The sequence below is a fragment of the Streptomyces sp. NPDC017991 genome, assembly GCF_044328075.1.
GTDB lineage: Bacteria > Actinomycetota > Actinomycetes > Streptomycetales > Streptomycetaceae > Streptomyces.
The window spans coordinates 45,466-57,756 of sequence record NZ_JBIRGP010000006.1 but is presented as its reverse complement, the minus strand read 5'-3'; the positions used below and the strand labels follow the sequence as shown (position 1 = coordinate 57,756).

The 12,291-nt window shown below is 73.4% G+C and carries 8 protein-coding genes; all 8 read left to right on the top strand.

All coding sequences use genetic code 11. The annotated features are described in order from the left end of the window. Positions 1–164 precede the first annotated feature (164 nt). The 8 genes from ACH4DZ_RS19215 (at position 165) to ACH4DZ_RS19180 (ending at position 12,095) form a co-directional block, all read left to right on the top strand. Positions 165–1,268, top strand: coding sequence for an aliphatic sulfonate ABC transporter substrate-binding protein (locus tag ACH4DZ_RS19215; protein ID WP_398288362.1), 1,104 nt, complete (start codon positions 165–167; stop codon positions 1,266–1,268). 73 nt (positions 1,269–1,341) lie between these two features. Further along, positions 1,342–2,163, top strand: a complete 822-nt coding sequence (locus ACH4DZ_RS19210; protein ID WP_398288361.1) for an ABC transporter ATP-binding protein — start codon at positions 1,342–1,344, stop codon at positions 2,161–2,163. After that, positions 2,150–3,067 (top strand): ABC transporter permease, encoded by a 918-nt coding sequence (locus tag ACH4DZ_RS19205; RefSeq protein WP_398288360.1) that lies wholly within the window; start codon positions 2,150–2,152, stop codon positions 3,065–3,067. Before ACH4DZ_RS19210 ends, ACH4DZ_RS19205 begins: the two co-directional genes overlap by 14 nt. A gap of 6 nt (positions 3,068–3,073) precedes the next feature. Further along, entirely contained in the window at positions 3,074–3,814 is a 741-nt protein-coding gene (locus tag ACH4DZ_RS19200) for a sirohydrochlorin chelatase (RefSeq protein ID WP_398288359.1), read from the top strand. Positions 3,815–3,987: 173 nt separating this feature from the next. After that, a complete protein-coding gene (locus ACH4DZ_RS19195; RefSeq protein ID WP_398288358.1) occupies positions 3,988–6,303 on the top strand; it encodes a hypothetical protein in 2,316 nt (771 codons plus the stop codon). A gap of 4 nt (positions 6,304–6,307) precedes the next feature. Further along, on the top strand, positions 6,308–7,555 hold the full coding sequence (locus tag ACH4DZ_RS19190) for a hypothetical protein (protein WP_398288357.1): 1,248 nt from the start codon (positions 6,308–6,310) through the stop codon (positions 7,553–7,555). Further along, on the top strand, positions 7,552–10,479 hold the full coding sequence (locus ACH4DZ_RS19185; RefSeq protein WP_398288356.1) for a GTPase-associated protein 1-related protein: 2,928 nt from the start codon (positions 7,552–7,554) through the stop codon (positions 10,477–10,479). Before ACH4DZ_RS19190 ends, ACH4DZ_RS19185 begins: the two co-directional genes overlap by 4 nt. Beyond that, positions 10,476–12,095, top strand: coding sequence for a hypothetical protein (locus ACH4DZ_RS19180; protein ID WP_398288355.1), 1,620 nt, complete (start codon positions 10,476–10,478; stop codon positions 12,093–12,095). The genes ACH4DZ_RS19185 and ACH4DZ_RS19180 overlap by 4 nt, the downstream gene beginning before the upstream one ends. The last annotated feature ends 196 nt before the right edge of the window (positions 12,096–12,291 follow it).

The window sequence follows — 12,291 nt, the reverse complement described above, 5'->3', positions numbered from 1 at the left end:
GGCGCCGGGCAGGGCGGAGTCGCGCGATGTGCGTGCTGACGTACGCGCACTGCCTGCGCGCCCCGTCCCCCCGCCCGCCGTCGCGGATACGACGAAGACCTGCCGACCTCCCGGCCACGACCTGAAGAACCGTGACCGCCGGGCCGACGAGAGGAAACCCTCCCGTGCCTGCCAAGGGCTCCACACTGCTTCGCCGCGGCATCGCCGTGGCCGCCGCGCTGCCGCTCCTGACCCTCGCCGCCTGCGGCTACGGCTCCGACAAGGACGAGGACACCTCGAAGGTCGCCGCCGAGGGCGAGAAGCTCTCCGCCGACACCGTCCGGATCGGTTACTTCCCGAACCTGACGCACGCCACCGCACTCGTGGGTGACCAGGAGGGGCTGCTGCAGAAGGAGCTCGGGGGCACGAAGGCCTCGTACTCCCAGTTCAACGCGGGTCCGTCCGAGATCGAGGCGCTGAACTCCGGTTCGATCGACATCGGCTGGATCGGCCCCTCCCCCGCCATCAACGGCTACAGCACGACCGACGGCAAGGGCCTGCGGATCATCGGCGGCTCCGCCTCCGGCGGTGTGAAGCTGGTGGTGAACCCGGACAGGATCAAGTCCACGAAGGACATCAAGGGCAAGAAGATCGCCACCCCACAGCTGGGCAACACGCAGGACGTGGCCTTCCTCAACTGGATCGCCGAGCAGGGCTGGAAGGTCGACGCCCAGAGCGGCAAGGGCGACGTCTCCGTGGTCCGTACGGACAACAAGATCACGCCGGACGCCTACAAGTCGGGGTCCATCGACGGCGCGTGGGTGCCGGAGCCGACCGCGTCCAAGCTGGTCGCCGAGGGCGCGAAGGTGCTGCTCGACGAGGCCGACCTGTGGCCCGACAAGAAGTTCGTGATCACGAACATCATCGTGTCGCAGAAGTTCCTCAAGGAGCACCCGGACGTCGTCGAGGCCGTGCTGCGCGGCTCGGTGAAGACCAACAAGTGGATCAACGCCAACCCGGACGAGGCGAAGGCCGCCGCCAACACCAAGCTCAAGGCGCTGTCCGGCAAGGAGCTGCCCGCCGAGGTCATCGACCCGGCGTGGAAGTCGATCCAGTTCACCGACGACCCGCTGGCCTCGACCCTCAACGCCGAGGCCGAGCACGCGGTGAAGGCCGGTCTGCTGGAGAAGCCGAAGCTCGACGGGATCTACGACCTCGCGCCGCTGAACAAGGTCCTCAAGGCCGAGGGCGCGAGCGCGGTCGACGACGCCGGTCTCGGCGTCAAGTAGGCCCGGACAGCAAACCCGGACAGCAAGTCCGGACAGCAAGTCCGGACAGCCGAGAGTTCAGGCCCGCACACCCATGAGTTCCCAGGAGGTGACGACCGTGGCAACCGCCCTCGCCAAGACCGCCGACGCCGAAGCCGGTACGTCGGCGGAGTACGCCGCCCGGATCGAGCACGTCTCGAAGTCCTTCGCCGGCCCCGCCGGGCAGCAGCAGCTCGTCCTGGACGACATCACGCTCGATGTCGCGCCCGGCGAGTTCGTCACCCTCCTGGGAGCTTCCGGGTGTGGCAAGTCGACGCTGCTGAATCTGGTCGCGGGGCTCGACAAGCCGTCCGCGGGCGGCATCAGCACCGACGGCCGCCCGGCCCTGATGTTCCAGGAGCACGCCCTCTTCCCGTGGCTGACCGCGGGCAAGAACATCGAACTGGCCCTGAAACTGCGGGGCCTGCCCAAGGCCGACCGCCGTACCAGGGCGGAGGAGCTCCTGGAGCTCGTCCGGCTGAAGGGCGCGTACGGCAAGCGGGTGCATGAGCTGTCGGGCGGTATGCGGCAGCGGGTCGCGCTGGCCCGCGCGCTCGCCCAGGACAGCCGGCTGCTGCTGATGGACGAGCCGTTCGCGGCCCTCGACGCCATCACGCGCGATGTGTTGCACGACGAACTGACCCGTATCTGGCGCGAGACGAACGTGTCGGTGCTGTTCGTGACGCACAACGTGCGCGAGGCGGTGCGGCTCGCCGAGCGCGTGGTGCTGCTGTCCTCGCGCCCGGGGCGTATCGCGCGGGAGTGGACGGTCGACATCCCGCAGCCGCGCCGCATCGAGGACCCCGCCGTGGCGGAACTGTCCGTCGAGATCACCGAACAACTGCGTGGGGAGATCCGCCGTCATGGCCAGCACTGAGACGAGCGCCGTCAAGGACGGTGACGCTTCCGCCGCGAAGGACGGCGGGAGCGATCTCGCCGGACTGGAAGCCGGCCTCGACGCGCTGGACACGGTCCAGACGAAGAGGACGCCCTTCCGCAGGACCTTCGTGGAGAAGATCTTCCCCCCGATCGTCGCCGTGGCCCTGGTACTGGTCGTCTGGCAGGTCCTGGTGTGGGCGGAGGTCACCGACAGCTACAAGCTGCCGGCCCCCTCCGCGGTCTGGGACGAGGTCCAGGAGGCCTGGCTGGAGGGCACGCTCCTCGAATACATCTGGACGAGCGTCTCGCGCGGCCTGCTGGGCTTCCTGATGGCCCTCGTGATCGGCACTCCGCTGGGGCTGCTCGTCGCGCGGGTGAAGTTCGTGCGCGCGGCGATCGGCCCGATCCTGTCCGGACTCCAGTCGCTGCCGTCGGTGGCCTGGGTGCCGCCGGCCGTGCTGTGGCTCGGCCTCAACGACTCGATGATGTACGCGGTCATCCTGCTCGGCGCGGTCCCCTCCATCGCCAACGGGCTCGTCTCCGGCGTCGACCAGGTCCCGCCGCTGTTCCTGCGGGCGGGCCGCACGATGGGCGCGACGGGTCTGCGCGGCACCTGGCACATCGTGATCCCGGCCGCGCTGCCCGGCTATCTCGCAGGGCTCAAGCAGGGCTGGGCGTTCTCCTGGCGTTCGCTGATGGCCGCCGAGATCATCGCGTCCTCGCCGGACCTGGGCGTCGGCCTCGGCCAGTTGCTGGAGAACGGCCGTACGGCCAACAGCATGCCCATGGTGTTCCTCGCCATCCTCCTCATCCTGATCGTCGGTATCGCCATCGACCTGCTGATCTTCAGTCCGCTGGAGCGATGGGTGCTGCGCAGCCGCGGTCTCCTGGTGAAGAGCTGATCTCTCATGACACGGCCGGTACTCCTCGTCATCGCCCACGGCAGCCGCGACCCGCGTCATGCCGCGACCGTGCACGCCCTGGTACGCCGGGTGCGGGCGCGGCGGCCCGGGGTGCGCGTGGAGACCGGCTTCCTGGAGTTCAACCTCCCTTCCGTCGCGGGCAAGCTGAAGTCCCTGGCGGCGGAGGGCGTACGGGACGTCGTGGCCCTCCCCCTGCTCCTGACCCGCGCCTTCCACGCGAAGGCGGACATCCCGTCGGTGCTGAGCGAGGCACCGGCCCGGCTGCGGATCCGGCAGGCCGAGGTCCTCGGCCCGTCACCACTACTGACGGCCGCGCTCGAACGGCGGCTGTACGAGGCGGGGCTGTCCCCCGCCGACAAGTCCTCGACCGGGGTCGTACTGGCCGCGGCGGGGTCCACCGACCCGGAGGCGATCGCAGTGATCGCAGAAATCGCGCGGGAGTGGCGGCGGACCGGTTGGTGCGCCGTGCGGCCTGCGTTCGCCTCCGCCGCATCGCTTCCGCGGACGGAGGAGGTGGTGTCGTCGTTGCGTGCGGCGGGGTGTGCGCGGGTGGTGGTGGCGCCGTACTTCCTCGCGCCGGGGCGGTTGCCGGACCGGGTCGCTCGGGGGGCGGGCGGGGCGGACCTGCTTGCGTCTGTGCTCGGTCCCTCGCCGGAGGTCGCCCGTCTGCTCCTCAGCCGCTACGACGAGGCCGTGACGCCTGCGACGGCCGCGCTGGGGGCTTGAACCGTCGCCCGCGGGCCGGTGGGGGTGCCGCTCAACGATTGCGCAGTTCCCCGCGCCCCTAGGTGCCTAGGGGCGGACCCAGTCCTTCACTTCGGACCCACCCGGCACACACAACCCCTCCCACCTCGCCGGATTCCGAAATCCGCCCCCTCCCACCCCGTGAATCTGATGGGATGTCGGTCGCAGGCACGACCGGGGGAGCGGTACAGGTGGCAGGTCTGGAGTTCGGGCATCATCTCGGCCTGCCCCAAGCGCTGTCCGCACTCCCCCTGTCCCCCCTCACCCCCGGCTACGCCCACCTGCTGGCCACCCAACGCGCCGCCGGCCTGCGCCACCTCGGCGAACTCTTCGGACCCGGCGCCGGACTGCGCGTCCTGGACGGCCTGTTCGTCCCGGTCGGCGCCCGCGGCCAACGACGGGTCGACCACGCGCTGTTGGCCGGCCTGGGCCGTGGTGCGGGCCCGAAGGCCACCCTCGCGAACGCACTCGCCGAACTCCACCGGCAGGACCCGCAGGCCCTGCGCAGAGTCGTGCTGTACCAACTGATCGAACTGCTCCAGGACCATCCGCGCGGCCAACACCCGGACACCGCACGGGCATTGGGCATCCACGCCGAGGAGGCCGCGGGCCTCGCCGCCGCCGTCCGGGTCCGCCCCGTCCTGGACAAGGCGCAGCGTGCCGCCGCCGAGTCACTGGCCGACGCCTGGGCCGAACACCGGCTCCGTCGCGCGCGCAAACTCCTGGAACGGCTGCCGCCCACCGGTCGCGACCCCTCGCTCGGCGCGCTCCGCACCACCCTCTCCCGGCGGCTGGGCCACGCCGACGCCGCGCTGGCGGCGGCCCGTACCGCCGAGCGGGCGGGCGACACCGAGGCCGCGACGGAGGAGTATCTGCGGACCCTGCGCCTCGCCGCGGACGACCGCAAGGCACTGTTCAGCCTGGTACGCATCCACCGGCCCCGCCACGAGGACCGCGCCGAGCGGCTGCGGTGCGAACTCCGCCCGGAGTCGGTGGCGTTGGCCTGGGACGTGACAGAACCCGGCATCACCTGGCGGATCCTGCGGCTTCGGCGGACCGGCCGTGGCAGCACCGAGGTCCGCGAGGTGCGCCAGGTGCCCTCGGACGCGGGCGGCGCGTGCGGCACGGAGGACCGGGCGGTACCGCTCGGCAGCGTGGTGCGGTACGTGGCTCTCCCCGTGCGCGAGGGCCGCGTGGACGGCGTACCCCTCGTCGCGCGGGAACTGCCGGTCACCCCCGAGGTCAGCGATCTCGTGCTGACGGACGGCCGGGGGCGGATCGACGGCACCTGGCGCACACCGCCCGGTGCCACGGAGGTGACGGTCGAGCACACCGGTCCCGACGGGCCGACCGGACCGCTCCCCTGCGAGGGCGACCGGTTCACCGCCACCGGGCTGCGGCCCGGCCCGCACCGGTTCCGGATCGTCTGTCACTACCGCACGCCCGAGGGGCAGACCGCCACCTCCCCGGGTATCGGGGCGACCCGCACGGCGCACCGCTGGCCCGAACCCGTACGGACGCTCACGGCCACGGCCGAGGGTGAGGCGATCCGGTTCGCCTGGACGGGCGGCGAGGGTGCCGAGGACGGCGTACACGAGGAGGGCACGGACGTACGGCTGGTGTGCTGGCCCGGCGAAGCACCCTCGTCCGGCGCCGAGTTGGCCACCGCCGGGCTGCCCGACCCTCTGCCGTGGGCCCGCCCGCACGACGGCGAACCGGTGCTGTGTCCGCCGCCCGGCACCCACGCCGAGGTGGCGGCCGTCGCCGTGCTCGGGGAACGTGCCGTGGCCGGGCCGACCGTCACCGTGGAGGCGCCCGTCGCCGTGACCGGGCTGAGCGCGCGGCGGCAGGCGGACGGTCAGGTGCAGGTGGTCCTGGACTGGCCCGACGGCACCGGCCTGCTGATCGTCAGCTGGACGGAGAACGGTGGGCGTACGGTCGAACAGGCCGTCGCCGCGCACCAGTACCGGCGCCAGGGTCTGCGGCTGCCGGCCGGCAGGGGCGGTGTCCGGGTCAGGGCCGTGCCCGCGCCGCGTGCCTCGGGGTCCGTGGTCGCGCTGCCGTCGGCCGCCGAGACGGTGCTGCCGCCGGACACGTCCGTCGCGTACCGCCTGGTGCCCGCGCCGCGCCGGATGCTGCGGCGCGGCAAGCCCCTGATCCGCGTCACCCTCTCCTCTCCCGACCTCTCTCCCGGCTCCTCTCCCGAGGAGACTGAGCCTCAGTCGGCGGAGCGGCTGCCGGAGTTCGTCTGTGTGGCGCGCAGTGGCACCCTTCGTCCTCGCGGGCCCGCGGACGGCACGACCGTGCTGAGGATCGCCGGCGCCGAACTCCTGGAACTGCGTACCGTCGAGCACGAGTTGGACCCGGTGCCCTGTCCCGTCCCGTACACCCTGCGCGGGTTCCTGCTCGGCGCGCACGCCACGTCCGTACGACTCGAAGAACCGTCCCCCGCGACCCTGGTGGTGCGCTGAACCCATGACGACCGTCATCTGCCCCTACTGCTTCGCCCGTTCGTCGGCCGCCGGGCTGCCCTACCGCTGTCTGATGATCGCGGGCGGGGTGCGCGGTTCACAGCCGTGCGGGCCCGAACGCGACGACGTCTGGGCCGAGTTCATGGGCCCGGGCATCCCGCCGTCGGCCCGGATGCGCGGCCCGGTCTTCACCCGGCCGCGCTCGCCGGTGTCCAGGCTGCGGCCCGGCTCGAACGCGGGCCCCGCCGTCTGTCCGGGCTGTGGCGTGACCACGACGGTACGGGTGTGCGGCGCCTGCCACAGCGATCTGCCCAGTGACTACTGCGAGCAGGACAGCCGGATCATCGCCCTGGTCGGCGCGAAGGCGTCCGGCAAGAGCACCTATGTCGCCGTGCTGGTCAACGAGTTGAACCGGCGGGTCGGCCAGGCCTTCGACGCCTCGCTCGCCGCGATGGGCCAGGGCACGCAGCAGCGCGACAAGGAGATGGCACAGGACCTGTACGAGCGGCTGCGGCTGCCGGACGCCACCCGTCCCGCCGCGCTGGGCTTCAACGATCCGCTGCTGTACCGGCTGAGTCTGCCCCGGCGCGGGCGGCTCGGTACGGGCAGCCGGCACACGACCCTCGTGTTCTTCGACGCGGCGGGCGAGGACCTCGCGGGCGCCGACGCCGTGGACCGCTACACCCGCTATCTCAGCGCGGCCGACGGCATCATCCTGCTCGTCGACCCGCTGCAACTCGGTTCCGTGCGCGACCGGTTGCCGCTCGGCGATGGGCCGCCGCTGCCCGCCGTGGAGACCCCGCCGCAGCAGATCGCGGCGGATCTCGCGACACAGCTGCGGGCGCACGGCCGGGGCGGCTCGCGCGGCCGGGTCAGCACACCGATAGCGGTGGCCGTGACGAAGACGGACATGCTGCGGCCGCTGCTCGACCCGCACTCGCCGCTGCTGAACAGCGCCACCCACGAGGGCGGGAGGCTCGACGAGGACGACCGGCTCGCGGTGCACGAGGAGCTGCGCTCCCAGCTGGCCGACTGGGACTCGGGGGCGCTGTACCGGCAACTGGAGCGGGACTTCGCGGAGTTGTCGCTGTTCGGTCTCTCGGCGCTGGGTGCGCCACCGCCCGCCGACGCCCCGGCGGACGTACCGAAGTCGGGGCCGCAGCCGTTGCGCGTGGAGGATCCGCTGCTGTGGCTGCTGGCCCGGCGCGGGCTGCTGCCGGTGACCGACGCAGGGAAAGGACAGTCCAGGTGACGCTCCCCCAGCTCCACTACACCTCCGCGCCGCCGGGGCCCGGCGGGTCCGGCTTCCGCTTCACGGCGGTCAGCGAGGACGTGCCGCAGGGCGTGCTCAGAGAGGCGGAGCAGCTCATCGGGTACGAGCCGCCGCGAGACTCCCCCGCACGGCCCGACGCCGACGAACTCTCGGACTTCCCGACGGCGTTCAGCTTCAGCGAGCTCTCCGACGGCGGGCGGCTGCTGAGCCGTTCCGTCTACACGGGTGTCGACTACAGCGGGCGGTGGGGCAACTTCCACGCCCATGCCCTCCATCTGCCCGCCGGGGGCAGGCTGCCGGACGGCGCGCTGCCCATCACGGCCTGGGAGTCCCGGCGTTGGGGCCGGACCACACCGGACGGCGGCAGGCCCGAGCCGATCGACCGCTTCGAGCCGTCGGGGCTCATGCAGCACGAGGCACTGGTGGCCTTCGCGGTGTCCCGCGCCGACCGGCTCGCGGCGGTCCTCGCGGATGTCCGGGCGGTCGCGGACGACCCGGGGGCCGGGCAGGTCGTGCTCGTGGAGCGGGACAGTGCCGCCGTGGCCCAGTGGATCGCGCTGGCCTGCGCGGTGCTGCCGCGCGAACAGGCGCACCGGCTGACCTTCACGACGTACACCCGGCGGCCCGTGCAGGCCAGGCAGCAGATCATCGGCGTACTGCCGTCGTCCGAGACCGTGGCGTACGGCCACCGGCACCGGGTCCACGACTGCACCCGGCCGCCCGTTGCCCCCGCTTCCCCCGCTCACGCCCCGTCTGCCGGGGTCGCGGCGGACCCGTGGGCGGAGGTGTGCGCCCGGGTGTGGCGGGCGGGCAGGCCCGATCTGTTCCGGCGTCACGGGCCGGACCTCGGTTCGCTGGCCGCCGCGGCGCTGACAGCTCGCGTTCCGCTCCCCCCGGCCGCGCTCACCGCGGCCACCCACTGGGTCCGCGACCGTGCGGGCAGCCTGCCCGAGGACGAACTGGCCCAGCTCGTCACGGCCTTGTGCGAGGCACTGCCCGCGGACGACACACGGTCGGCGGACGGGACATGGCCGGCGGACGAGGCACGGCCAGCGGACGGGGCGGCAGCCGGCGCGGCCCCGGCGGGGGACTTCGTCGCGGGGCTGACCTCGCTGTTCGAACGCCTCGACGGGCAGGTGCCCGCCTTCGTCTCCGCGCCGCTCGCCGCGCAGGTGCTGACGGCGGCGGTGCGCGGCGACGGGCCCGTCCCCGTCGTCCACGGTGCCTCGTTCACCCCCGAGGCGCGGACACGGCTCGGCGCGGAACTGGGATACGCGATCCGCTCGGGCGTCGCCGACCCGGTGCAGCCGCCGGCCGGGCGCCCGCTGGGTCTGCTGCGCGTCGCCGATCTGCTGGAGGTCGACTGCACCGACCTCCTCCCGGACCTCGCGGCGCGGCTGGCCCAGGCCCTCATGGACCTCCCCGAGGCTCGGGTGCACGCCTCCGCCACGGGCCCGGAACCCCGTACGGACACCGGGTATCCGGGTCGGCGTACCCCGGCGGCGACCGCCGACCGCGACGGGGCGATCCCCTGGTGGAGCACCCGTACGGGCCCGGCGTACCCGGGAGTTGAAGCGGCGGCCGGGGCCGGGTACGAGGCCGGCTTCGGGGCCGGAAGCAGGACCGACACCGGCGCTCGTACCGGCACCCGTGACGGGGCTGATTCCCGTGTGGGCACCTCCACGGGTGTCGGCCGCGACGACAGCGCCGGTGCGCACAGCGCCGCCGGCCGCCTCGGTGTCGTCGGGCCAGTCGGGCCAGTCGGGCCGGAGGATCTCGCCGTGCTGCGCGACGCCGTCGCCGCGCACCCGACCCTCCGGATCGCCCTCTTCGGCGCGCTCGACGCGATCTCCGCCGACCGCCCGGTGTCCGCCGCGCGGATGCTGGCCGTCGCGGATCTCCCCGTACAGGGCCACCCTGGGTTCCCTCATCTGCGGATGTGCGCGTCGAACGCCCTGCCCACCGGCGCGGGCGACCGGATGACCGCGTTCCACGGCGTGGTGCGTACCGCCGGGGTCTCGCCGCACACCGAACCCGCCGTCCTGCGGACCGCGGTCAACCTGGTGTGGCCCGGCGAACTGCCCACGGGACAGGAGGCGAGCCTGCTGCTCAACGGACTCGGCTCCGATCTGCACCGCACAGCCGGCACCCGCGATCTGCTGATCGACGCCGCGCTCGCGGCGCCCGCCGACGATCGCGACATCCCGGCGCTCGCCGCCGACCTGCTGCGCTGCTTCACCACGGAACTGGCACCGGAACAGCGTGCGGCGCTCCTGCTGCTGGAGTTCGCCGGACTGCTCGGCACCGAGGGCGAGGGACTGGACTGGGTACAGCGCGCGGCGGCGCTCGGCGCGAACGCCCGCCCGGTGCCCGCGCCGGTCCTCGAACGGGTCCACCGCGCCCTCGCGCGCCGTCTGCTGCGCGGCTCGGCGCCGCCGGGTGAGCTGTACGCGCTGGCCCTCTCCGGGGACGCGGACCTGCTGGCCGCGTACGAACGGGCGGCGCTGTCGAACCGGGTGGGCGACCGGCTGCGTACCGTCCCCGGCTATGTCGCCGACTGTTTCTGCGACTGGAGTTCGCACGCGGGCGCGCACCCGGCGTGGGACGCGACGTGTGCCGCCCTCCTGTCCAAGGTGCTGCGGCCCATCGTGCGGGCGCTGCCCGCCGAGGATCTCGCGCTGGTGGAGTCGAGCCTCGACCGGGCGGGCCGCGGCAAGCTCGACGCCTTCCTGGCCTGGAACCGGCCCGGGACGCTCGGCCGCCTCGCGGGCCGGTTCACCGGCCGCGGACGCGGCAAGGACGGCGGCAGGGACGGAGGCCGGGACGGCGTCAGAGACAACGACCCGTCCTCGCGGTACGGGGACGTGGCACCCCCTCCGGGCGACGGCCGGGAACACCGGTGAACGCGGTCGCGCAGTACGTCCTCGGCTTCGTGGCGCTGGTCGCGGGCGCCGTCTGCTTCGGCAACGCCCTGTGGCAGCTCCTCGCCCGGGGTGTGCGGGCGGTGTGCTCCACCCTGGGGCCGCGCCAGGAGGGCCTGGCCGACACCCGTATCCCGGTGGTCGGCAGGAGCGGGAGCGGCGGCGGGAGCGGCGAACCGGCCGAACTGGCCTACTGGTGGCGGCAGATGTGGGTGGACGCGGCCACCGCGGGCGGTTTCGGCATCCGGGTGATCTGGCTGCGGTTCACCGGGCAGTGGACCCAGCACACGACCGCGAGGCTGTTCCGCGGCATCCGTTCCGACGGGCGGCCCGAGCGCAACTCATTCATGCAGCTGGGGATGTGGCTCGTCGCGCCCGGCACGTTCCTCGGCGCCCTGGTGGGAGCCACGCTCGCGACCGTGTTCCTCGCGCTCGCGCTGGCGGTCTTCGCCCTGCTCCTCGGCCTCGTGTGGCTGGGCGCCGCCGGGACCGCGCTCGTCCTGCGGGGCGTGGAGCACGGTTGGGCCGCGGTCCTGCGGATCCGCGTCAAGTGCCCCTATCCGGGCTGCTACCGGCCGGTGCCGCTCGCGGTGCACCGCTGCCCCGGCTGCCGGGAGCCGCACGCCCGGCTGCGTCCCGGACGCTACGGGGCGCTGCGGCACATGTGCTCCTGCGGGCAGCGGCTCGGGGCGAGCAGAGTCGCCGGCCGCGGCCGGCTGACCGCCCTGTGCCCGCACTGCGACCAGGTGCTGCCTGATGCCGTGGGCACCACGCGTGTCGTACACGCGCCGCTGGTCGGCGGCACCTCGTCGGGCAAGACGATGCTGATGGCGGCCATGGTCGAGGGGCTGCACGCCTGGTCACGGCGGAGCGACCTGCGCGTCGAGTACGCGTCGACGGACGACCGGCAGACCGCGAACTCCCTCAACCAGGAGCTGACGCGGGCCACTTGGGCGCACGCCACGACCGGCGGCCAGCCCCGCGCCTTCATGCTGACCGTCACGCTCGGGCGGCGCCGCCGGCTGCTCTACCTCTACGACCCGATGGGCGAGTCCCTTGAGGACGCCGAGCGGGTGCGCGCCCAGCACTACCTCGCGCACACCGACGGGGTCGTCCTGGTCGCCGACGTGCTCGCCGAGCCGACGGTACGCACGAAGCTGAACGCCGCCGACGCCGACCGGGCCACCGCCGCACGGCCCTCGCCGCAGGGCCCCTGGGAGACGTACCAGCGGCTGGCGGGCGAGCTGTCGGCGCTCACCGGGCGGCGCGGCAGGATGTCCGTGGCGACGGTCGTCACCAAGCGGGACGTCCTCGACCAGCTCGACTCTCTGCCGGTCGCCGGTGCCCGGATCGACACCTGGCTCACCGAGATCGGCCTCGGCGGGCTCGTCCGCGCCCTCGGCCACGACTTCAGGGCCGACCGCTACTGGGCCGTCAGCGCCCACGCGGCCACCGGCGCGGGCTCGCTGGACAGCGAGCAGCGACGGGCCGCCGAGCCCGTGCTGTGGCTGCTGGCCGCGTCGGGCCTGCGCACGGGCCCTCTGGTCGGCCCCGACCCTGCCGGCAGCCCGAAGGAGAAGAAGCTGGAGACCGCATGAGTACCGTGACGCGGCACATCAGGTGGGGGCGCCGCATGGCCCTCGGCCTGTTCGTCACCGCACTGGTCCTGACGAGCGCGCTCCTCGTCGCGGCCGTCCTGTACGCGGTGCGCTGACCGACGCGCACCGACGGGCGCACACCGACCTCCGATCCGGAACCGACCTCCCACCGACACCCCACGGAAGGACACGCAGT